22 protein-coding genes are annotated in these 22,169 nt (G+C 65.4%); 12 read left to right on the forward strand and 10 right to left on the reverse strand.

Features of this window, described 5'->3' with window-relative positions:
- Window positions 1-194 precede the first annotated feature (194 nt).
- Window positions 195-2,603 (forward strand): ATP-dependent Clp protease ATP-binding subunit ClpA, encoded by a 2,409-nt coding sequence (gene clpA / locus ACVINW_RS28395; RefSeq protein WP_456754333.1) that lies wholly within the window; start codon window positions 195-197, stop codon window positions 2,601-2,603.
- Between the two features lie 100 nt (window positions 2,604-2,703).
- Here clpA and ACVINW_RS28400 read toward each other — a convergent pair whose 3' ends face one another.
- The 3 genes from ACVINW_RS28400 to ACVINW_RS28410 all read right to left on the reverse strand — a co-directional run bounded on the left by ACVINW_RS28400 (window position 2,704) and on the right by ACVINW_RS28410 (window position 5,813).
- Window positions 2,704-4,125 carry an MFS transporter gene (locus ACVINW_RS28400; RefSeq protein ID WP_456754334.1) on the reverse strand — a complete coding sequence of 474 codons (1,422 nt, stop codon included), beginning with the start codon at window positions 4,123-4,125 and terminating at the stop codon, window positions 2,704-2,706.
- A 151-nt stretch (window positions 4,126-4,276) separates the two neighbouring features.
- Window positions 4,277-4,630 carry a PilZ domain-containing protein gene (locus ACVINW_RS28405; protein ID WP_456754335.1) on the reverse strand — a complete coding sequence of 118 codons (354 nt, stop codon included), beginning with the start codon at window positions 4,628-4,630 and terminating at the stop codon, window positions 4,277-4,279.
- Window positions 4,631-4,856: 226 nt separating this feature from the next.
- On the reverse strand, window positions 4,857-5,813 hold the full coding sequence (locus ACVINW_RS28410) for an AraC-like ligand-binding domain-containing protein (protein ID WP_456754336.1): 957 nt from the start codon (window positions 5,811-5,813) through the stop codon (window positions 4,857-4,859).
- Window positions 5,814-6,019: 206 nt separating this feature from the next.
- On the opposite strand from ACVINW_RS28410, the gene ACVINW_RS28415 reads away from it, so the two are divergent.
- Together ACVINW_RS28415 and ACVINW_RS28420 are read left to right on the forward strand one after the other, a co-directional pair.
- Complete coding sequence (locus tag ACVINW_RS28415) at window positions 6,020-7,030, forward strand: carbon-nitrogen hydrolase family protein (protein ID WP_456754337.1); 1,011 nt, start codon at window positions 6,020-6,022, stop codon at window positions 7,028-7,030.
- Window positions 7,031-7,056: 26 nt separating this feature from the next.
- Entirely contained in the window at window positions 7,057-8,088 is a 1,032-nt protein-coding gene (locus ACVINW_RS28420; protein WP_456754338.1) for a phenylacetaldoxime dehydratase family protein, read from the forward strand.
- Window positions 8,089-8,256: 168 nt separating this feature from the next.
- Here the strand turns inward: ACVINW_RS28420 and ACVINW_RS28425 are convergent, their stop codons facing one another.
- The gene (locus ACVINW_RS28425; RefSeq protein ID WP_456754339.1) at window positions 8,257-9,186 is read right to left on the reverse strand and encodes a glycine/sarcosine/betaine reductase selenoprotein B family protein; all 930 of its coding nucleotides are present in this window, start codon (window positions 9,184-9,186) and stop codon (window positions 8,257-8,259) included.
- Window positions 9,187-9,307: 121 nt separating this feature from the next.
- Between ACVINW_RS28425 and ACVINW_RS28430 the strand changes: the two genes are divergently transcribed.
- From ACVINW_RS28430 to tsaA, 5 genes are all read left to right on the forward strand, one after another.
- Window positions 9,308-10,387 (forward strand): transglycosylase SLT domain-containing protein, encoded by a 1,080-nt coding sequence (locus ACVINW_RS28430; protein WP_456754340.1) that lies wholly within the window; start codon window positions 9,308-9,310, stop codon window positions 10,385-10,387.
- Between the two features lie 196 nt (window positions 10,388-10,583).
- Window positions 10,584-11,336 carry an AzlC family ABC transporter permease gene (locus ACVINW_RS28435; RefSeq protein WP_456754341.1) on the forward strand — a complete coding sequence of 251 codons (753 nt, stop codon included), beginning with the start codon at window positions 10,584-10,586 and terminating at the stop codon, window positions 11,334-11,336.
- On the forward strand, window positions 11,333-11,677 hold the full coding sequence (locus ACVINW_RS28440) for an AzlD domain-containing protein (RefSeq protein ID WP_456754342.1): 345 nt from the start codon (window positions 11,333-11,335) through the stop codon (window positions 11,675-11,677). Before ACVINW_RS28435 ends, ACVINW_RS28440 begins: the two co-directional genes overlap by 4 nt.
- Window positions 11,678-11,766: 89 nt before the next feature.
- Window positions 11,767-12,720 carry a Bug family tripartite tricarboxylate transporter substrate binding protein gene (locus ACVINW_RS28445; protein ID WP_456754343.1) on the forward strand — a complete coding sequence of 318 codons (954 nt, stop codon included), beginning with the start codon at window positions 11,767-11,769 and terminating at the stop codon, window positions 12,718-12,720.
- 3 nt (window positions 12,721-12,723) lie between these two features.
- Window positions 12,724-13,215: a tRNA (N6-threonylcarbamoyladenosine(37)-N6)-methyltransferase TrmO gene (gene tsaA / locus ACVINW_RS28450; RefSeq protein WP_456754344.1), complete on the forward strand. Its 492-nt coding sequence runs from the start codon at window positions 12,724-12,726 to the stop codon at window positions 13,213-13,215.
- A gap of 133 nt (window positions 13,216-13,348) precedes the next feature.
- Here the strand turns inward: tsaA and ACVINW_RS28455 are convergent, their stop codons facing one another.
- The 4 genes from ACVINW_RS28455 to ACVINW_RS28470 all read right to left on the reverse strand — a co-directional run bounded on the left by ACVINW_RS28455 (window position 13,349) and on the right by ACVINW_RS28470 (window position 16,484).
- Entirely contained in the window at window positions 13,349-13,774 is a 426-nt protein-coding gene (locus tag ACVINW_RS28455; RefSeq protein ID WP_456754345.1) for an HIT family protein, read from the reverse strand.
- Window positions 13,775-13,828: 54 nt separating this feature from the next.
- Window positions 13,829-15,079 carry a GNAT family N-acetyltransferase gene (locus tag ACVINW_RS28460; RefSeq protein WP_456754346.1) on the reverse strand — a complete coding sequence of 417 codons (1,251 nt, stop codon included), beginning with the start codon at window positions 15,077-15,079 and terminating at the stop codon, window positions 13,829-13,831.
- Between the two features lie 181 nt (window positions 15,080-15,260).
- Window positions 15,261-16,013 (reverse strand): glycerophosphodiester phosphodiesterase, encoded by a 753-nt coding sequence (locus tag ACVINW_RS28465; RefSeq protein ID WP_456754347.1) that lies wholly within the window; start codon window positions 16,011-16,013, stop codon window positions 15,261-15,263.
- 3 nt (window positions 16,014-16,016) lie between these two features.
- A complete protein-coding gene (locus ACVINW_RS28470; protein ID WP_456754348.1) occupies window positions 16,017-16,484 on the reverse strand; it encodes a RidA family protein in 468 nt (155 codons plus the stop codon).
- A 263-nt stretch (window positions 16,485-16,747) separates the two neighbouring features.
- Between ACVINW_RS28470 and ACVINW_RS28475 the strand changes: the two genes are divergently transcribed.
- Together ACVINW_RS28475 and ACVINW_RS28480 are read left to right on the forward strand one after the other, a co-directional pair.
- Window positions 16,748-17,614, forward strand: coding sequence for a cell envelope integrity EipB family protein (locus ACVINW_RS28475; protein ID WP_456754349.1), 867 nt, complete (start codon window positions 16,748-16,750; stop codon window positions 17,612-17,614).
- 290 nt (window positions 17,615-17,904) lie between these two features.
- The gene (locus ACVINW_RS28480) at window positions 17,905-18,306 is read left to right on the forward strand and encodes a RidA family protein (RefSeq protein WP_456754350.1); all 402 of its coding nucleotides are present in this window, start codon (window positions 17,905-17,907) and stop codon (window positions 18,304-18,306) included.
- A gap of 135 nt (window positions 18,307-18,441) precedes the next feature.
- On the opposite strand, the gene ACVINW_RS28485 is transcribed toward ACVINW_RS28480, so the two are convergent.
- Together ACVINW_RS28485 and ACVINW_RS28490 are read right to left on the reverse strand one after the other, a co-directional pair.
- On the reverse strand, window positions 18,442-19,758 hold the full coding sequence (locus ACVINW_RS28485) for a DNA polymerase IV (RefSeq protein WP_456754351.1): 1,317 nt from the start codon (window positions 19,756-19,758) through the stop codon (window positions 18,442-18,444).
- The gene (locus ACVINW_RS28490; protein WP_456756522.1) at window positions 19,737-20,036 is read right to left on the reverse strand and encodes a DUF3572 domain-containing protein; all 300 of its coding nucleotides are present in this window, start codon (window positions 20,034-20,036) and stop codon (window positions 19,737-19,739) included. The genes ACVINW_RS28485 and ACVINW_RS28490 overlap by 22 nt, the downstream gene beginning before the upstream one ends.
- Window positions 20,037-20,264: 228 nt before the next feature.
- Between ACVINW_RS28490 and ACVINW_RS28495 the strand changes: the two genes are divergently transcribed.
- Window positions 20,265-20,630, forward strand: coding sequence for a response regulator (locus tag ACVINW_RS28495; RefSeq protein ID WP_016845968.1), 366 nt, complete (start codon window positions 20,265-20,267; stop codon window positions 20,628-20,630).
- 15 nt (window positions 20,631-20,645) lie between these two features.
- Window positions 20,646-22,019 (forward strand): PleD family two-component system response regulator, encoded by a 1,374-nt coding sequence (locus tag ACVINW_RS28500; RefSeq protein WP_456754352.1) that lies wholly within the window; start codon window positions 20,646-20,648, stop codon window positions 22,017-22,019.
- Window positions 22,020-22,169 lie beyond the last annotated feature (150 nt).

The following is a 22,169-nucleotide window of genomic DNA, read 5'->3' on the forward strand; positions in this document are numbered from 1 at the left end:
CGAACGGCGTTCCCGTATGAACACGGAACGCGGTGGTGCGACGTCCGGACGCCCGGAATTTAGAAGAAAACCATCACCGCGGGACCGGTCTTTCGCCACGATCCGTCGTAACTATATCAATGGCGATCACGAAGGTTGTTATTGCCTGACCCGGTAATGGCGATCATGATGGCCGGGGGCCATAGAGGACGCGAATGCCAACTTTTTCTCAAAGCCTTGAACAATCGCTGCACCGTGCCTTGGCGATCGCGAACGAGCGTCACCATCAGTATGCGACGCTCGAACATCTGCTGCTGTCACTGATCGACGACTCGGATGCGGCGGCGGTGATGCGGGCCTGCAGCGTCGATCTCGACAAGCTCAGGACCAGCCTCGTCAATTATCTCGAAACCGAATTCGAAAACCTGGTGACGGACGGCGCCGACGACGCGAAGCCGACCGCCGGGTTCCAGCGCGTGATCCAGCGCGCGGTGATTCACGTCCAGTCGTCCGGTCGCGAGGAAGTGACCGGCGCCAACGTCCTGATCGCGATCTTCGCCGAGCGCGAGAGCCATGCCGCGTATTTCCTGCAGGAGCAGGACATGACGCGCTACGACGCGGTGAACTACATCAGCCACGGCATCGCCAAGCGGCCGGGCGTCTCCGAGGCGCGGCCGGTGCGCGGCGTCGACGAGGAAACCGAGACCAAGGGCAACGAGGACGCCAAGAAGAAGGGCGAGGCGCTCGAGACCTATTGCGTCAACCTCAACAAGAAGGCGCGTGACGGCAAGATCGATCCGGTGATCGGCCGCAATGCCGAGATCAACCGTGCGATCCAGGTGCTGTGCCGCCGCCAGAAGAACAACCCGCTGTTCGTCGGCGAAGCCGGCGTCGGCAAGACCGCGATCGCCGAAGGCCTCGCCAAGCGCATCGTCGACAGCGATGTGCCGGAAGTGCTGGCAGCCGCGACCGTGTTCTCGCTCGACATGGGCACGCTGCTCGCCGGCACCCGCTACCGCGGCGATTTCGAGGAACGGCTGAAGCAGGTCCTGAAGGAGCTGGAGGCGCATCCGAACGCGATCCTGTTCATCGACGAGATCCACACCGTGATCGGCGCCGGCGCCACCTCGGGCGGCGCGATGGATGCATCCAATCTGCTCAAGCCCGCGCTGGCCTCGGGCACGATCCGCTGCATGGGCTCGACCACCTACAAGGAATACCGTCAGCACTTCGAGAAGGACCGCGCGCTGGTGCGGCGCTTCCAGAAGATCGACGTCAACGAGCCGACGGTGGAAGACGCGATCGCGATCCTCAAAGGCCTCAAGCCCTATTTCGAGGATTACCATCGGCTGAAATACACCAATGAGGCGATCGAGGCGGCGGTGCAGCTGTCGTCGCGCTACATCCACGACCGCAAGCTGCCCGACAAGGCGATCGACGTGATCGACGAGTCCGGCGCGGCGCAGATGCTGGTCGCCGAGAGCAAGCGCAAGAAGACGATCGGCATCAAGGAGATCGAGACCACGATCGCGACCATGGCGCGGATCCCGCCGAAGAGCGTGTCGAAGGACGACGCCGAGGTACTCAAGCATCTCGAGCAGACCCTGAAGCGCACGGTGTTCGGCCAGGACAAGGCGATCGAGTCGCTGTCGGCGTCGATCAAGCTGGCGCGTGCCGGCCTGCGCGAGCCGGAGAAGCCGATCGGCTGCTACCTGTTCTCGGGTCCCACCGGCGTCGGCAAGACCGAGGTGGCGAAGCAACTGGCGGCGACGCTTGGCGTCGAGCTGTTGCGCTTCGACATGTCCGAATACATGGAGCGGCACACCGTGTCGCGCCTGATCGGCGCGCCTCCCGGCTATGTCGGCTTCGACCAGGGCGGCCTGCTCACCGATGGCGTGGACCAGCACCCGCATTGCGTGGTGCTGCTCGACGAGATCGAGAAGGCGCATCCGGACCTGTACAACGTGCTGCTGCAGATCATGGATCACGGCCGGCTCACCGACCACAACGGAAAGCAGGTCAACTTCCGCAACGTGATCCTGATCATGACCACGAATGCGGGCGCGGCCGACCTCGCACGGCAGGCCTTCGGCTTCACCCGCTCGAAGCGGGAAGGCGACGACCACGAGGCGATCAACCGGCAGTTCGCGCCGGAGTTCCGCAACCGTCTGGACGCCATCGTCTCGTTCGCGCACCTCAATGCCGACGTCATCGGCATGGTGGTCGAGAAGTTCGTGCTGCAGCTCGAGGCGCAGCTCGCCGACCGCGACGTCACGATCGAGCTGTCCGAGCCCGCCAAGGCCTGGCTGATCGAGCACGGCTATGACGAGCAGATGGGCGCGCGCCCGATGGCGCGCATCATCCAGGAGCACATCAAGAAGCCGCTCGCGGATGAGGTGCTGTTCGGCCAGCTCAAGGGCGGCGGCCACGTCCGCGTCATCCTGACGAAGGACGAGGCGGCCGCCAAGGACAAGATCGGCTTCGAATATGTCGAGGGCCCGGTCACGCCGAAGCCCGAGAACCTGCCGCCGCGCAAGCGCAAGCCGCCGAAGGGTGGCCCGAACAATGGCGGCGGAGGCGGCACCAAGGGCCCGGTCTCCAAGGGGCCGATGGTCAAGGTCTGAGGCGCGAGCCAAGCGATCAGCTGACAAGCAATCAAACGAAAAGGCCGGCTGCACAGCCGGCCTTTTTGTTTGCGGTGATGCGGAGCGTCGCCGCGCGGCATCACTCACCCTTGAGCCGCTGCCCCTCCTGAACCCGCACCCGGTCGGCACCACGGCTGCCGGCCGAGGACAGCCGCAGCGTGCTGAGCACGGCGCCTGCGACGGCAAAGCCGACGCCGACCATCAGCGAGATTCGCGTGCCATCGGCCGGATAGCGCGCCAATAGCGTCGCCACAAGGGCGGCGCCGATGGTCTGGCCGAGCAGGCGCGCGGTGCCGAGCATGCCGCTGGCGCCGCCGGAGCGCTCGCGCGGCGCGGCGGCGATCATGGTGCGGTTGTTCGGGGTCTGGAACAGGCCGAAGCCGGCGCCGGCAAGCGCCATGCGCCAGATCACGTCGATCGGCGCAGCGTTGGCCGGCATCAGTGCCAACGAACCCAGACCGGTCGCGAAAATCAGCAGGCCGATGCCGCCGAGCAGGCCGGCCGGATAGCGCTCGACCAGCCAGCCGGCGAGCGGGGCGGCGAACGCCACCGCGATCGGCCACGGCGTGATCAACAGCCCGATCTGCACCGCAGAATATCCGAAATGATTTTCCAGATAGAACGGCATCGCGACGAAGGCCAGCATCTGGCCGCAGAACGAGGCGATCGAGGTGCCGATCGAGAGCGCGAAGATCGGGATCCGCAACAGGTCGACCGGCAATAGCGGCGAGGGCAGGTGCTGCTGCCGCCGGTACAGCAGATGCGAGGCGACCACAGCGACCGCGAACTCCAATGCGCAGAGATACAGCGCCTCACCATGGCCGGCGCTGTCGATCGCGCTGATGCCGAACCCGAACGCGATCGCGCTCATCCCTGCGCTTTGCCAGTCGAAGGCGTGCACGGCGGCCCTGGTAAGCGGCAGGAAGCGCCAACCCAAGGCCAGCGTCACGAGGCCGAGCGGGACGTTGATGGCGAACAGATAAGGCCAAGTCCCGACCGCCAGGATGAACGAAGCGATGGTCGGGCCGACCGCGGCCGAGACCGCAACCACCAGCGCGTTGACGCCGATGCCGCGGCCGAGCAGGGAGCCCGGATAGATGAAGCGGACCAGCGCGGTGTTGACGCTGAGGATTCCGGCGGCGCCGAACCCTTGCAGGATGCGGCCGACGGTGAGCAGCGGCAGCGTATGCGCCAGCGCGCAGAACAGCGAGGCCAGCGTGAACAGCAGCAGCCCGGCAAGATAGACGCGGCGATAGCCGATGATCTCGCCGAGCGAGGCCAGCGGCAGCAGCGAGATCGTGATCGCGAGCTGATAGCCGTTGACGATCCAGATCGCAAACGCGGGGCTGGCATCGAGATCCCGGGCAATGGTCGGCAGCGCGACGTTGGCGATCGAGCCGTCGACGACGGCCATCACGAGGCCGAGCGCGATCGTGAGAATGGCCCAATTGCGCTGCGGTTGCGGCAGCCCATCGGGATGCTCAGGGATCGCGGACGACATGTCGTGGAGTGGCTCTCGGTTCCGGCGTGGCGGGCTTACCGGATGCTGGATTGGCCGTGCCTTTGCAACCCCGAATGCCGGATGCCGGCTGCGTCAGAAAACGAGGGCTGGAGCCGAGCCGCGGCTCAGCCTTGATCGTTAGCCTCGATCGTCAGCCTTGGCCGAGCAGTTCCTTGATGCGCCGCTGCAGCTGCCGCTTCTTGATCTCGCTACGGCGGACCCGCTCGTCGAGATCGCTGACCGGCGTGTCCGAGGTCATGATCCGGAAGGCGAGGCCGACCTTGTTGGCCTGGCGCCAGATCAGGCGGGCCAGGAACGAGCGCCCCTTGCGGGCGATGCTCAGATTCATCTCGTCGGGCAGGCGCGCGGCATCACCGAATTCAACGCAGGCGCCGCCTTCGCTGATATTGCGGACGACGCAATCCATCGTCGAGCCGCGCTCATTGATCTCCGCAACCGCACCGTAAAACACCTTGTCGCGAACGCTCTGGCGCCGGTCCTGCATGGGAAATCCTCCTTAAATTAACGGCAGGACTGTACCGGTCGACCCCCGCGAAAAGAAGGGTGCCGCGGAAAACCGTTGCAGTTAGTGTAAATTGTTTGCATCCGTGAAGGTCTGGATTCCCGGCTATTTTGCGCCGCAAAGCACACCCGAAGGGCCTCTGGAACCGGATTCTTCCTTTGACGCGTTTTCTTAACGCGAGCCGGTATCCGCCTCGCTCGACAACGCTTTAGTTCGGCAGCCGGCTGTGTCGCCAGTCGCGCGGCGACAGGCCGTAATGCTCGCGGAACACGCGGCCGAAATGCGAGAGATCGTTAAAGCCCCAGGCGAATGCGATCTCGCCGATATGGCGATGCGCGTGCGCCGGCGAGGCGAGGTCGCGCTTGCAGCGCTCCAGCCGCTGCGCCAGCACGAAGCGCTGGAACGAGGTGTCCTCGTCGGCCAAGAGGCTGTTGACATAGCGCGGCGAGATGCCAAGCGCGGCAGCGGTCCCGGCGAGTCCGAGCTCGGGGTTCGGCAGGTGCGCCAGCACATGCGCCTTCAGCCGGTAGAGCAGCGCGGAGCGATGGGTCGAGGCCGGCAGCGCCGCGCCGCCGAGCCGCTCGCTCATCGCCATCGCGAGCAGGTCGGCGGCCTGATCGGCGAGGCGGATCGCATTATCAGGATCGAGTCGGTCGGCGATCTCGGATAGCCCCGAGATGAACTGCCAAGCGAGCCGCTGTACGGGGCGATCCGACGTGAACGTGGTTGCCGTGAGGCCCTGGGTGCCGGCAAAGCGCCGGTGCAGCATCGCCCGCGGCACCTGGAAGATGGTCTGCGTGAAGTCGTCGTTGAAGCGCAGCTCGTAGGGCCGCGTGGTGTCGTAGAACGCGAACTCGCCAGGCTGGATCACGGTCTCGCGGCCGTCCTGCAGCACGGCGCCGGCGCCGCGCTGGCCGAGCGCGATCAGGACGAAGTCCTCGCTGGTGCGCGCGATCCGTGACGGCGTGCGCAGCACCCGCTGCCGACCCGACGACACGACCGAGCATTTCACCGCGCCGAGTTGCGCGCTGGTGATGGCGCCGTGGAAAGCGGTGCCGAGATCGGACTTGCAGTCGAGCTGCACGAACACGTCGCAGACGATGTCCCGCCAGAGCGCGAGGCGCCGATGGGTGGGCGCGTTGTCCGTGGTGAACAGGGCCGGCATGATTTCCTCCCTTCACGAGTGCAAACGCCGGCCACGCAAGCAAAGCAAGCTTCGTACCGGTGACGGCCGGGGGAATCTCCTCCGCAGTCGAATTTTCCTTCCGTCCTGGTCGAACGGCGTCCCCGATCCCGAGGCAGCATGATGTCAGAAGCGGCTTGCCGATCAAGACCGAACCGGCCGGAGCGGCCGGTCATGAGGAGGACATCATGGGCATCGAACATCCGAAATATCGCGTTGCGGTGGTGCAGGCGGCACCTGCCTGGCTCGATCTCGACGCCTCCATCGCCAAGAGCATTGCGTTGATCGAGGAGGCGGCCGCCAAGGGGGCGAAACTGATCGCGTTCCCCGAGGCGTTCATCCCCGGCTATCCCTGGTACATCTGGCTGGATTCGCCGGCCTGGGCGATCGGGCGCGGCTTCGTGCAGCGCTATTTCGATAATTCGCTGAGCTATGACAGTCCGCAGGCCGAGAAGCTGCGGCTCGCAGTGAAGAAGGCCGGCATGACCGCGGTGCTCGGCCTGTCCGAGCGCGACGGCGGCAGCCTCTATCTTGCACAATGGCTGATCGGACCCGACGGCGAGACGATTGCAAAACGGCGCAAGCTGCGGCCGACCCACGCCGAGCGCACCGTCTATGGCGAGGGCGACGGCAGCGACCTTGCGGTGCATGACCGCCCCGGCATCGGCCGGCTCGGCGCGCTGTGCTGCTGGGAGCATCTACAGCCGTTGTCGAAATACGCCATGTATGCCCAGAACGAGCAGGTCCATGTCGCGGCCTGGCCGAGCTTCTCGCTGTACGATCCGTTCGCGCCGGCGCTCGGCTGGGAGGTCAACAACGCGGCCTCGCGGGTCTATGCGGTCGAAGGGTCGTGCTTCGTGCTGGCGCCATGCGCCACGGTCTCGCAGGCGATGGTCGACGAGATGTGCGACCGCGACGACAAGCATGCGCTGCTGCATGTCGGCGGCGGCCACGCCGCGATCTACGGGCCGGACGGCAGCTCGATCGCCGAGAAGCTGCCGCCCGATCAGGAAGGCCTGCTGGTCGCCGATATCGATCTCGGCGCGATCGGGATCGCCAAGAATGCCGCCGATCCGGCCGGACACTATTCGCGGCCCGACGTCACGCGCCTGCTCTTGAACAAGAAGCCCTCCAAGCGCGTCGAGCATTTCGCGCTGCCGCTCGACAGTCTTGAGGAGGTCGACGCGGCCGCGAACTGACCGACATCCAACCGGAGGCGACTGCCATGGAATCTGCAATTCCATCCCATTTGCAAACGGCGCGCTCCCGTCATCGTCGCGTGCCCGACGACTACGCGCCGCCATATCCGTCCTTCGTCGCGCGCCACAAGCCCGCGGTCGCAGGCGTCATCATGGCCTATTTCGGCGTGCAGTTTCGCGGCGAGCCGACCGCCGCGGTGGCCGAGGCGCTGGCGCAGATCGCAAACCGTTTTGCCGGCGACAACAGCCCGGCCCATTGGGACCGCGCGCAATATCTCGACCAGGCCGGCTTCACCAATGTCGTCTCGGTGGCCTATTGGGACGATGCCGGGCGTTTCGACGCCTGGTTCGCGGGCGCGCGCGAGGCCTGGACCGGCGGCAGCGCCGGCGATGGCGTCGGCCGTTTCGTCGAGGTGCTGCGGCCGCATGTTGCGCGCTACGAGACGCTGTTCTCGTCGCTCGGCCGTCCCGAGGGCGTCGCGGTGCTTGCCGACGGCATGAGCGGCGAGGTGCAGGAGCACGCCTATTGGGGCGGCATGCGCGACCGCATCCCGCTGTCGCAGACCGACGCGATGTCGCCCGGCGGCGAGCCGCGCCTGATCCGCGACGGCGCGCGGATTCGCGTCGTGGCGCATGACAATCTCTGCCTGATCCGCTCCGGCCAGGACTGGAGCGACACCGAAGCATCCGAACGCAAGATGTATCTCGACGATGTCGAGCCGGTGTTGCGCGAGGGCATGGATTTCCTGCGCGACGAGGGCGGGCCGATCGGCTGCTACGCCAACCGCTATATGCGCGTCGTCGATGCGGACGGACTACTGACGGAAAAATCCTATGGCCAGAGCTGGTGGAAGAGCCTCGCGGCACTGGAGCGCTGGGCGGAATCGCACCCGACCCATGTCAGGATTTTTGGCGCGGCGATGAAGTATCTGTCGACCTTGGGACCGAGTGCAAAGCTCAGATTGTATCACGAGGTCACGGTCGCTGCCGCCGACGAGCAGTTCTTCGAATATCTCGGCTGCCACGACCGGACGGGGATGCTGGGGGCCGTGCAGTGAGCATAAGCGTTTGCATCCGCTGTCGTCCCCCGGCTCGACCGGGGGACCACGCTGCGGCTTCTCGATCGAAAGCGGCTGTCCCTGGAATACTGGATCGCCCGGTCGAGGCCGGGCGATGACACACCGTGAGTTGGGTAAGCGCTTGTGCTTAACGCCGAGCCTCACGCGTTAGGCGACGCGCAGGCCCTTGGCGATTTCCTTCTGCGCGTCGAACTCGCGGCGCAGGCGCGCCAGTTCATCGGCGCTGAGCGCGTCGGCGTTGCTGTAGTCGCGCTTCCAGGAGGCATCCTCGCTCCAGCGCAGCGGCGACTGCACCGTGGTCTGCGGACCGGGCGCCAAATCCAGCACGCGCAGGGCCAGCTCCAGCGTGAGGGCCTGCGAGGCCTCGTCATGCGGCTTGCCGGCGGAATTGCCGAGCGGGAAGTCGGAGAACAGGAAACGCGGCACCGCGGCGTGCTCGACGATATCCTTGGCACAGCCCATCACGACGGTCGGGATGCCGTTGGCTTCGAGATGCCGCGCCACCAGGCTGACGGTCTGGTGGCAGACCGGGCAATTCGGCACCAGCACGGCGGCGTCGACCTTGTCGTCACGGCAGCGCCTGAGGATTTCGGGCGCGTCGGTCTCGATCGTGACGCGATGGCTGCGGTTGGTCGGGGCGCCGAAGAAGCGCGGCGCGACATCGCCGATCATGCCGGCCGCGGCGAGGCGCTTGAGTTGCGCCAGCGGGAACCAGGTGCCGCTATCGGTCGCCGTGGTGTGGGTGCGGTCATAGGCGATATGCGAAATCCTTAAGTCGTGCTGTTTCGAAGTGTCGCCGTCATAGACCGAATAGAACTTGGCCCCGCCATTGTATTTGGCGCCGGGACCCTGGTCGCCCTTGGCCGGATCGAACGGCGCCGCCGTCGTGATGAGGGCGACGCGGGACTGGTTCAGCGGCTTCTTGAGCGGCTGGAACGGGGCGGAGGTGTAATGGGCCCAGCGGTAGGGGGTGGTGTAGCCGATCGCCGCGTAATAATCGCGGGTCCGCTTCATGTAGCCGATCGGGGCGTCGTCGTCGGGGGCAAAGCCGGTCTGATCGTCCGAGGCTGCGGCCATTTTGCGCTCCCATTTGCGCGCCATCATTTCAGTCCATAGCTAGACCACGAGCTTCGTGTGTCAAGCCGCGCTGCGCGGGAACAGATTTGCGATGCGAACAGGTCTTTGCGCCGCATGGGTCATGCTTCTGTTGCTGGTGTCGCCGGCCGGCGCCGGCGCAGACGACGCGCCTGCCGCAGCCCCGGCAACGCCACCCGGCGCCGAGCAGCCGGCGGCGCCCCCTGCGGACAAGCCTGCCGAGAAGCCCGTGGCGGCGCCTGAGCAGCCTGCGCCACCGCCGGGCGAGCAGGCCGCACCCTCGGCCGAGAAGCCTGCGGCACCTCCGGCAGACGCGCCTGCGGCGCCCGCCGAGAAGCCTGCGGCGGCAACCGACAAGCCCGCGGACGACGCGCGCGAGAGTGATACCCGCGAGGCGATGTGCCTGATGATCGAATCGGCGGCGCGGGCCAACGATCTGCCGCTCGAATTCTTCGCGCGCGTGATCTGGCAGGAGAGCCGCTTCCAGGCGGACGCGGTCGGTCCGATGACCCGGAGCGGCCAGCGCGCGCAGGGCATCGCGCAGTTCATGCCGGGAACGGCGAACGAGCGCGGGCTTCTTGATCCCTTCAATCCCGTTCAGGCGTTGCCGAAGTCTGCCGAATTCCTGAGCGAGCTGCGCAACCAGTTCGGCAATCTCGGCCTCGCGGCGGCGGCCTACAACGCCGGCCCGCGCCGGATTCAGGACTGGCTTGCCGGCACCGGATACATGCCGCAGGAGACGCGCAACTACGTCTCCGCGATCACCGGCTCGAGCGTCGACGACTGGGCCGCTGCCGCCCGCAACAACGGCAAGATGCCGGAGCGTCCGCCGACCAAAAGCTGCCGCGAGCTGATGGCGCTCTTGAAGCGCGCGCCCAACCCGTTCGTGGCGGGTCTCGAACAGCACATCACGCTGTCGGCGGCCAAGGTGTGGGGCGTGCAGCTCGCTGCCGGCTTCAGCCGCGACAAGGCGCTCGCGATGTATGCCCGCGCCATGAAGCGGCTGTCGAGCGTGATCGGCGACCAGGACCCGAGCCTGCTCGGTTCGCGGCTGCGCACCCGCGGCAGCGCGACGTTCTATCAGGTGCGCATCGGCGCCGACACGCGCCCCGAAGCCGACGGCCTGTGCAACCGCATCCGCATGGCGGGCGGCGCATGCTTCGTGCTGAAGAACCGGGCGTGATCTCTCCGCGTCATTGCGAGCGAAGCGAAGCAATCCATGCCTCCGCGGAATAGATAGATGGATTGCTTCGTCGCTACGCTCCTCGCAATGACGGTTGGGGCTGCCAACGTCGCATACCGGACCTGTGTCGTCACTTGCTTGACCCTCAGCTTCATCAGCCCTAAGCCGCCGCGATTGCAAAACCATCCGGTTCCCCGTGGCGCTTCCTCCGCTCGATTCTCCGCAATGGCAGACCTCGTTCCGCGCCTTCCTGTGGGGCGCGCGATCGGTCGGCGCGACCGTGCTGACGCTGGTGCTGTTTGCGACCTATCTCGGCATCGGCGCGCTGGCGCATGATTCCGGCTTCTCGCTGGGCTGGACCCTGGCGAGCACCGCGTTCGTCTGGGCGGGGCCTGCGCAGATCATCGTGATCACGACGCTCGGGTCCGGCGCTACCGTGCTGCAATCGGCTGTTGCGGTCACCGTCAGCGCGATCAGGCTGTTTCCGATGGTGGTCTCGGTGTTGCCGTTGATGCGCACCGAGGGCACCAAGCGGCGGCATCTCATTCTCGTGGCGCATCTGACTGCCGTGACGCTGTGGGTCGAATGCTACCGCTTCCTGCCGCAGGTGCCGCGCAACCGGCGGATCGCCTTCATCCACGGGCTCGGCCTCGGGCTGGTTTCGGTCTGCCTGGTCGCCAACACGATCGGCTACATGCTTGCAGCCAATCTGACGCCGCTGCTCGCCGCCGGCATGCTGATGCTGACGCCGCTCGCCTTCCTGTTCTCCACCGCACGCAACTGCCGCGAGCTCGCCGACGTCGTCGCGCTGGTGCTCGGGCTGTTGCTGTTTCCCTTGGCCGCGCTGCTCAACAGCGGCGTCGACATCCTGGTCAGCGGCGTGGTCGCGGGAACCATTGCCTATGCCGTGCACCGGGCGCGCGCGGGCATCGTGCGGGCGCGCGCATGAGCACCTTCATCGGCGATTGGCACGCGCTCGCGATCCTGTTCGTGGCAGGCGTCATTCCCAACCAGATCTGGCGCATGCTCGGCCTGTGGTTCGGCGGCGGCATCGATGAGAATTCCGAGCTCTTGGTCTGGGTGAGGGCGGTCGCCACCGCGATCCTCGCCGGCATCATCGCGCAGATCGTGGTGCAGCCGCCGGGTGCGCTCGCCAGTGTGCCGGACTGGCTGCGCTACGGTGCCGTCGCGGCGGGCTTCATCGTGTTCATGCTGGCACGGAAGTCGATCTTCGCCGGCGTGATCGCTGGCGAAATCGTGATGCTGTCAGGCAAATACTGGCTCGGCTGATTGCGGCGACCGCAATATCCGTTACTCTCGTCTCCAACAAGATAACAACGGGGGGAAACGGCATGCAGCGGCGCGCATCATCGCTATTCATGGTTGCTCTGACAGCGTTGCTGGCGACGGCGCTACCCGCGCGTGCCGCCGATTACCCGACGCGTCCGATCAAGCTCGTGGTGCCCTATGCCGCGGGCGGACCGACCGACGTGCTCGGCCGCATCGTCGGCGAATATCTCGGGCGCGATCTCAAGCAGGTGGTCGTGGTCGAGAACAAGGCTGGCGCGCAAGGTGCGATCGGCGCCGAGGCGGTGGCGCGCTCCGATCCCGACGGCTACACGCTGTTCGTGACCGCGGCCTCGATCTTCGTGCTCAATCCGCTGCTGTACAAGAAGCTGCCCTACGATCCGGTAAGGGATTTTCGTCTGCTGTCCGTCATCACCGACGCGCCGATGATCATGGAGGTGAATCCGTCGGTGCCCGCGAAGACGATCGCGGAGTTCGTCGCCTACGCGAAGAAGAATCCCGGCAAACTCAATTTCGGATCGGCCGGCACCGGCGGCACGGTTCATCTCGCCGGCGAGATGTTCAAGCAGATGGCCGGCGTCGAGATGACCCATGTGCCCTACAAGGGCGCGGGGCCCGCGCTGCAGGATTTGCTGTCGGGCAACATCCAGCTGATGTTCGACACGCTCGGCACCGCGCTGCCGCCGGTCAAGTCAGGCATGCTGCGCGCGCTCGGCGTCAGCTCGACCGAGCGCATCCCCGATCTGCCCGATCTGCCGACGATCGCCGAGGGCGGCTATCCGGATTATGCGGTCAGCGTCTGGTATGGTATCGCTGCGCCGTCGAAAGTGCCTGACGAGATCGCCGGCAAGATCAAGGCGAGCCTCGACCGGGCCTTGAACGACGAGGCGTTCCGCGCTTCGCTGGTCAGGATCGGTTTTCCGCCGCTGCGCGCGAAGAGCCAGGCCGAGATCGACAAATTCGTGAACGCCGATCGCGCGCGGTGGGCTGATGTGGTCAAGGCGCTGAACATATCGTTGGACTGACACATGGTACGTGAAATGGAATTGCGCCAGGGCGAGCTCGCCGTCGACATGCCGGCGGCGCGCGACGCCGGGCTCGTCTTCATCGGCCGCATCCGCACGCCCTGGACCTCGCGGCTGGCGACGCCGCGGCAGGGGCGGCATGACGGCCCGGTTTGCCGGCTCGAGATCTTCGAGCCCTGGGTCGCCGCGATCAAGGGCGTCGATTTCTATTCAAATCTCGAAGTGCTGTACTGGCTGCACCAGTCGCGCCGCGACATCGTGCTGCAAAGCCCGAAGAACAACGGCAACACCCGCGGCACCTTCTCGCTGCGCTCGCCGGTGCGGCCGAACCCGATCGGGACCTCGATCGTCAAGCTGATCGGCGTCGAGGGCAATGTCATCCTGGTGCGTGGCCTCGACTGCCTCGACGAGACGCCGCTGATCGACGTCAAGCCCGACCGCTGCGAGTTCACCCCGCTGGCGCCACCGCAGCCGGGCGATTTCGAGACGGAGTAGGATCTCTCCCTCGTCATTCCGGGGCGATGCGAAGCATCGAACCCGGAATCCATCAGGCCGCGCGTTTCATGGTGAAATGGATTCCGGGCTCGCGCCAAGAGGCGCGCCCCGGAATGACGAGGTGAGAGGCTACCTATTTCAACGCTGCAATCAGCTTCGCGGCATTCGCCTCCAGCACCTTGCCGTCCTCCCTGACGCTCGCGGGCGGCAGCAGCGCTATGCCGTCCTTGCGCGGCATCACATGCATGTGCAGATGGAACACGACCTGGCCGCCGGCGGCCTCGTTGAACTGCTGCACGGTGATGCCGTCGGCCTCGAACGCCTTCATGCTGGCGGCGGCGATCTTGTGCGCGGCGCGCGCGACGTGGGCGTAGTCGTCGGGCGTGACATCGAGGATGTTGCGGGCAGGCGCCTTCGGGATGACAAGCGTGTGTCCGGGCGAGCGCGGCATGATGTCCAGGAAGGCGAGCACGTGCTCGTTCTCGTAGACCTTATAGCAGGGAAACTCGCCGCGCAGGATCTTTGCGAAGGGGTTGTTGTTGTCATAGGCGGCGGGCATGGCGGCTCCTCGATTTTTTATTAGAAGGCTAATGTCCGGGTCACGAGCCAAACGTCAAGCGTCGTCGTCGACGGTCTTCCGGAACGGACCGGCCTCGGTGAGCTCGCGGCCGACTTCGGCGACATAATCGCGCTCGCGCTTGAGGTAGTCGGCAATCGCGCGGCGCAGCCCGGGGTCGGCGATGAAATGCGCCGAGTACGTGGTCTGTGGCAGGTAGCCGCGCGCCAGCTTGTGCTCGCCCTGGGCGCCGGCCTCGACCACCTTGAGCCCGCGCTGAACCGCGAAATCGATCGCCTGATAGTAGCAGACCTCGAAGTGCAGGAACGGGTGGTGCTCGATCGCACCCCAGTTGCGGCCGAACAGCGTGTCGGAGCCGATGAAATTGATCGCGCCTGCGATCCAGCGGCCGTTGCGCTTGGCCATCACCAGCAGCACGTCACGCGCCATGCTCTCGCCGATCAGCGAGAAGAACTGCCGGGTCAAATACGGCCGGCCCCATTTGCGCGAGCCGGTCTCCATGTAGAACTCGAAGAACGCGTCCCAGGCGTCCTCGGTGATATCAGAGCCGGTCAGCCAGTGGATCGTGATCCCGGCGGCAAGCGCCTCGCGGCGTTCGCGCTTGATGCCCTTGCGGTGGCGCGAGTTCAGCGAACCGAGAAAGTCGTCGAACGTCTTGTAGCCTCGATTATGCCAGTGGAACTGCTGGTCAGTCCGCTGCAGGAAGCCATGCGCGCCAAGGAACCTGGCCTCATCCTCACGGGCAAAGGTGACGTGCACGGAGGAGGCCTCGGTGGCGTTGCAAAGCGCCCTTAAGCCCCGCGCCAGCGCCGAGCCGATCACCTCGCGGTCGGCGCCGTCGCGGATCAGGAGCCGCGGCCCGGTCGCCGGCGTGAAGGGGACGGAAACCTGCAGCTTCGGATAGTAGCTGCCGCCGGCGCGGTGATAGGCCTCGGCCCAGCCGCGGTCGAACACGTATTCGCCCTGCGAGTGCGATTTCAGATAGCAGGGCACCACGCCGACGATCCGGCCATCGAGCTTTGCGATAAGGTGCCGCGGTCCCCAGCCAGTCCGCGGGCAGGCCGAATTGGAGGCCTCGGCGGCGGCAAAAAAGGCATGGGAAACGAATGGGTTATAGCTTGAACCTGCGGTGGTCTGGCAATCGCCTGTGACGGCGGGCGAGGCCAGCGTGTCGAGGTTGTGGATGCTGTCCGTGTCCGCCTTCGGATTGGCGCAGGCGTCCCATTCGGCGGCCGGAATGGCGCCGATGTCAGCTACAGCCTCCAGGGTGATTTCAGACGACGCCATCGAGAATGAAGACCGGTGCCTCGTTTGAGCATGATCTTTCCGGAACAGCTGGCTCCACTTCCGGATCATGCTCCGCATTCCGCCATCGCCGATGACGACCAACGCTTGACCAACCAACCCTTGCCAACATCGTGCGTTGCAGCGACGAGTTCAAGACTGCAAAGGGTCAGTCTGGGACATGTCAGGTTCCCGGCACAAACCCTTCGAAAATCATCTGGTCGGCGAAGCGCGCCGCGCGTTCGCGCTGTTCCGCCGTCCGCACGGTCCAGGCCAGCAGCGGGCAGCCGAACACATTGCGGGCGATCCAGGGCGCGGGCGCCGGGAGCTGGTTGACCCAGAAGGCGACGAAATGCGGCTCGGTCCTGAAGCCGTGGCGCAGATACAGCATGCCGTCGCGCTGCGCCGGCGTCAGCTTGTCCCAGTAACCGTCGTCATAGCTGCGCTGGGCGGTGATGCCGCGCGGCAGGTCCGGCATGATCTCGCGCAGCGCCAGCACCTGGTCGGGATCGAAGGACATGCCGACCACAGGACCGGAATAGGACGCCAGCACCTCGGCCATCCGGGTGACCAGCTTGCGGTCGCCGTCGAAATGGCTCTTCACCTCGACCACCAGCGGAACGCGGCCGGCGACCAGCGTGCAGAGATCGCCGAGCGTCATCATCTGCTCGGCAGTGTCCTTGAATTTGACCGCCTTCAGCTCGGCCGCGGTCTTGGACGCCAGCAGACCCGAACCCTCGGTGAGGCGGCCAAGAGCATCGTCGTGATGCACCATCGCCTCGCCGTCGGCACTGAGCTGGATGTCGCATTCGATGGCGAAATTGCCTGATACCGCGGCGTTGGCCGCGGCCGGCATGTTCTCGATGATGCCGCGTGCGGCATCATGCAGGCCGCGATGGGCGACCGGCCGCTTGGTCAGCCAATCCGGCGCGCGCATCGATCAGGCGACTTCGAACACGCCTTCGACCTCGACCGCGGCATCCGCCGGCAGCGAGGCGACGCCGACCGTGGTGCGGGCGTGACGGCCCTTGTCGCCGAATGCCGCAACCATCAGGTCGGACGCGCCGTTCAGGACCTTCGGTCCGTCGAAGAAATCCGGCGCCGAGTTGATGAAGCCGCCGAGCCGCACCACGCGCACGACCTTGTCGAGGTCGCCGAGCGCGGCCTTGATCTGCGCCAGCAAATTGATCGCGCAGCCCTGCGCGGCAGCGACGCCTTGCTCGAGCGTGACGCCGGCCCCAAGCTTGCCCTTGGCGATCAGCTTGCCGTCGGCGTTGAAGCAGACCTGGCCCGAGACGAACAGCAGGTTTCCGCTGCGGACGAAGGGGACATAGTTCGCGACCGGGGAGGTCGGCTCGGGAAGTGTGATGCCCTGTGACGCCAGTTTTTGTTCGACGGTACCCGCCATTTTTTGTCCCCCAATTGGATTGCACGAAGCCTGAAACGCGGTCAGGGCCGGGTTTGTTTCGATTGTTTCGCGCATCGTGCCGCCGGTTGCAAGCGACGGGAAAGTGAAGCCCGTGCGGCCATGGCGTGCGGAATCGCAGGGAAAGTTGCTGAAATTGACGGCACTTTCGGCGCCGAGATGAATTTTTTGTCAAACTTGCCCCAGTTGCGGCGCAATACCACCGTCACTATTGTGGCGAATCCCTGCCTCCCCGAGGAAAGACCATGACCCTGCCGTTTCGGACTCCGTTGCGTGCCCTGGTGCTCACGATCGCCGTTGCCGCAGGATCCGGTCTGGTTCAAGGGTCTGCCGCGGTTGCGGCAAGCGGGCCGTTTCTCGCGCATCAGGCGCTGTACGATCTGAGCCTGGTGAAATCGCGCGGCTCCAATTCGGTCAGCGATGCGCGCGGGCGCATCCTGTACAATTTCTCCGGCAACTCCTGCGAAGGCTACACCTCCGAATTCCGCCAGGTCTCCGAGCTCGACAGCGGCGAGGGCAAGGTGACGCTGTCGGATCTGCGTTCCTCGTCGTGGGAGGACGCGTCTGGCAAGAGCTACCGCTTCAAGATCGACACGCGGATGAACGACGGTGACTCGACGCCGGTCGACGGCATCGCCGAGCGGGTCGGCGATCATATCACGGTGAAGCTGACCCAGCCGGTGAAGAAGACCTTCAACATCGACGGCAAGATCGTGTTCCCGACCGAGCAGATCCAGCACATCATCGCCGCCGCCCGCGACGGCAAATCGGTGCTCGAGCAGACCGTCTATGACGGCTCCGACAATGGCGAGAAGGTCTACAACACGCTGACCGTGATCGGCCGTCCGATCGCAGGCGACCGCGCGCCGTCGTCGCCCGATCCGTCGACGGCGAGCGATGCGATGAAGACCATGACGCGCTGGCCGGTGACGGTGAGCTATTACGACAGCGACGCGCGCGCCAAGGACGGCGAGCAGACGCCGGTCTACGCGATGTCGTTCGAGCTCTACGAAAACGGCGTGTCCCGCGCGCTGGTGCTGGACTACAACGATTTCGTGATCTCGGGCGCGCTCGACAAGTTCGACGTCAGGGATTCCAAGCCCTGCAAGTGAGGGCTGATCTTCTCGACATACACAGCCGTCGTCCCGTGCAAGCCAACGGGTCGGCGCGCAGCGCCGCCCGATGACAGGCTCCGCGCGACCCGGGACCCATAACCACAGGGCCGAGTTGTTGAAGGGGCTGTGGCCCCAGTGTCGCGCAATGATCACCTTCGGTGGTTATGGGTCCCTGCTTTCGCAGGGACGACAGCGGAGCAAGCCTGCGCAGCTTGTGAAACCGCCTCTGGCCTGAACCACCCGCGACGAGTACGCTTCCCGAAACACAGGTGTCAGGGAGGCACATCATGAGCAAATCAGATCATCTTCGTCCCAGCGGCCTGCATCACAATCCGGCTTACTCGCACGTCGTGGTCGCGTCGGGCGCGCGCACGATCTACATTTCGGGGCAGGTGTCCACCGACGAGGAGGGCCGGGTGGTCGGCGCCGGCGATCTCGCCGCGCAGACGACGCAGGTGATGCAGAACCTCGGCCTGGCGCTGAAGGCTGCCGGCGCGAACTATTCCAACATCGTCAAGATCACGACCTTCGTCGTCGGCTACAAGCCGGAGCTGCGTGCAATCATCGGCAAGGCACGCTCGGCGTTCTTCGAGGGCATGGAGCCGCCGGCCTCGACGCTGGTTGGCGTCACCGCGCTCGCGGCGCCGGAATGGCTGATCGAGATCGAGGCGGTGGCGGTCGCGGATTGAGCGCTGTCGTGAAGAAGGACCGTCACCCCTGAGGAGCGCGCACTTGCGCACGTCTCGAAGGGCGACGGCCCCAATCTTTCCGCGCATCCTTCGAGGCTCGCTCCGCTCGCACCTCAGGATGACGTCCGGTGAGAGTTAATCTTCCGCGCTTTTCGTCGGCCCCTCATAGGCAATGCCGCGGATCACGGCGGCATTGCCGAATTTCTTGCGCAGATTGTCCATCGCGCGTTCGGCGTGCGCCGAGCGGCGGTCGAGCATGTCGGAATCGTTGGCCTGCGCGCCCGGGCGTAGTGCGCTGACACCGGCGCCCATCAGGCGGAACGCGGTGCCGTCGATCTCCTTGGCCAGCATCTCGCGCGTCACCGCAAAGATCTTTGCGGCCAATTGGGTCGGGGTCTGGATCGATTGCGAGCGGGTGCGCTGGCGGAAATCCGCGGTCTTCAGCTTCAGCGTGATGGTGCATCCTGAGAGGTCGCTGCTCTTCAGCCGCGCCGAGGTTTTCTCCGACAGCTTCCAGAGCAGTTTTTCCAGCGTCGCGAAGTCGCGGATGTCGGTCTCGAAGGTGGTCTCGCTCGAGATCGTCTTGGCGCCGCGGTCGGGCACCACGCTGCGGTCGTCGATGCCGCGCGCCAGCCGCCACAGCCGGCGGCCTTCGCCGGCGAATTGCTTCATCAGCTCGTTCTCGTCGGCGCGCTGCAAATCGGCGATGATGCGGAAGCCGCGCTGTACCAGCTTTTCCTGCGTCGCGGGGCCGACTCCGTAGATGAAGCCGACCGGCTTGGCTGCCAGCATCTCGCGCGCCTCCTCCTGGTCGAGCGCCGCAAAGCCCCTGGGCTTGTCGAGGTCGGAGGCGATCTTGGCGAGGAACTTGTTGCAGGACAGCCCGACCGACACCGTGATGCCGATGTCGCGCTCGACCTCGCGGGCGAATTTGGCGAGCACCTTGGCCGGGATCATGCCGTGGACCCGCTGCGTGCCGGAGAGATCGAGGAACGCCTCGTCGATCGACAGCGGCTCGACCAGCGGCGTCAGCGCCTGCATCGCCTGGCGCACCTCGCGCCCGACCCGGACATATTTCGCCATGTCGGGCGGGATCACGGTCGCGTCAGGGCAGAGTTCCAGCGCCTTGAACATCGGCATCGCCGAGCGGACGCCATAGGTGCGCGCGATATAGCAGGCCGCCGATACCACGCCGCGCTTGCCGCCGCCGATGATGACGGGGCGGTCGGCGATCTCGGGATTGTCGCGCTTCTCGACGGTCGCATAGAACGCGTCGCAGTCGATATGCGCCAGCGCCAGCGCGGGCAGGGTGCGGTGACGCACCAGCCGCGGCGAGCCGCAATGGCTGCATCGCTTCACCTTGATGTCGAGATCGCCGAGGCAGTCTCGGCAGAAACTGAGGGGGCCGTTGGGCGCTGTCGCTGCCGTCGTCACGGCACGTCGCGCTCCCATCTCGGGTCACTAAGCGCCTGATGGGCGGCCGCGATATTGGTCGGGTGCAATTCGGAGGCGGCGGCGAATGCCTTCACGGTGGCATCGTCACGCATCACGAAATCGAGCACGCTCGCAAGAAATTGAGGATTGGATGCCGCGTTCCGCAAGGTCTCCGGACCGATTCCGGTTTCGGCCAGGAACAGGCCCAGCCGCTCGGGATCGCCGGCAACGAAGCCGAGCGCCTGAATCGCAACGATTTCAGCGACTTCCCGCGGGTTGTGAACAGGCTTTTTCAACGCGTCGGTTTGCCTTTCCGTTAACTTATGGTCTCTATTGAGTGGCCCATCATGCCCGAGTCTTCCGCGGGTGTTCAAGCAACGGAAACCACGCTGCGGAAGTTGGATGTCGGGTTAACGGGTTAGAGCGATTCTGGCGCTAGTTTGAATTCACATTTTCGACGCGTCCCGAGCGCGGTGCGTGAGGTGCCGCAGCAGGGCCCGTCTCCTGGGTTTGGGAGGGACGGGATGGCCAAAACCGTCCTGATCGTGGAGGACAATGAGCTCAATATGAAGCTCTTTCGCGATCTGTTGGAAGCGCATGGCTATCAGACTTCGGGCACCAGCAATGGTTTCGAAGCGCTCGATCTCGTCCGCAAGCTGCGCCCCGACCTCATCCTGATGGATATTCAGCTGCCCCAGGTTTCCGGCCTCGAGGTCACGCGCTGGATCAAGGACGATCCCGACCTGCGCACGATCCCGGTGGTCGCGGTCACCGCCTTCGCCATGAAGGGCGACGAAGAACGCATCCGCGAGGGCGGCTGCGAAGCCTATTTGTCCAAGCCGATCTCGGTCGGCAAATTTATTGAGACTGTCCGACGCTTTATCGGATAGGGGAGTTGTGGTGCAATGTCCGCGCGTATCCTCGTCGTCGATGACGTTCCGGCGAACGTCAAGCTGTTGGAAGCCCGCCTGTCGGCCGAATATTTCGATGTGCTGACCGCGTCCAACGGGACCGAGGCGCTGGAAATCTGCGCGCGCGCCGAATGCGACATCATCCTGCTCGATGTCATGATGCCCGACATGGACGGCTTCGAGGTTTGCCGCCGGCTGAAGTCCAATCCGGCGACGCATTTCATTCCGGTGGTGATCGTCACCGCGCTCGATAGTCCGGCCGATCGCGTGCGCGGGCTGGAGTCCGGCGCCGATGATTTCCTGACCAAGCCGGTGTCCGACGTGGTGCTGATCGCACGCGTGCGCTCGCTGACGCGGCTGAAGATGATGACCGACGAGCTGCGCATGCGCGCCATCACCTCGCTCGAGATCGGCATGCAGGCGCCAGAGCGCAGCGCGATCGCCGACAAGGGCACCGGCGGCCGCATCCTCTTGGTCGACGACCGCCCGTCGTCCTACGAGAAGCTGGCGCCGATCCTTTCCGCCGAGCACACCGTCGACGTCGAGACCAATCCGTCGGAAGCGCTGTTCCACGCTGCCGAGGGCAATTACGATCTGCTGATCGTGTCGCTCAGCCTCGACAATTTCGACGGCCTGCGGCTGTGCAGCCAGGCCCGCTCGCTGGAGCGGACGCGGCAGGTGCCGATCCTTGCGATCTCGGATGCCGACAACAACACGCGGCTGATGCGCGGGCTCGAGATCGGCGTCAACGACTATCTGCTGCGCCCGGTCGACAAGAACGAATTGCTGGCGCGGGCGCGCACCCAGATCCGCCGCCGCCGCTACACCGATCATCTGCGCGACAATGTGCAGAACTCGATCGAGATGGCGATCACGGACGCGCTGACCGGGCTGCATAACCGGCGCTACATGGAGAGCCATCTCGCGACGCTGGCGGAACAGGCCTCGATCCGCGGCAAGCCGCTGGCGCTGATGATCCTCGACATCGATTATTTCAAGGCGATCAACGATACCTATGGCCACGATGCCGGCGACGACGTGCTGCGCGAATTCGCGGTTCGCATCCGCAAGTCGATCCGGGGCATCGATCTCGCCTGCCGCTATGGCGGCGAGGAGTTCGTGATCGTGATGCCCGAGACCGATCTGCATGTCGCCGGCATGGTCGCCGAGCGCTTGCGCCGCTCGATCGCCGGCGAGCCGTTTGCCGTCGACAAGGGCGGCAAGCGGATCACGGTCACGATCTCGATCGGGCTGACGACGCTGGAGCGCAAGGGCGAGCAGGTCACCGACGTGCTCAAGCGCGCCGACACCGCGCTCTATCGCGCCAAGCACGACGGCCGCAACCGCGTGGTGTCAGCCGCGGCGTAGCGCACGTCACGTTCTCCGCATTATCGATCGTCATACCCCGCGAAAGCGGGGTACAGTACGCGGCGGCCTCTCGTTGCAAGCGCCACTGCTTCTGGAATACTGGGCACCCTGAGTTCACAAACGAAGTGCAACACTTCCTTGAGGAGGTGT

This window comes from Bradyrhizobium sp. USDA 4461, from assembly GCF_054055655.1.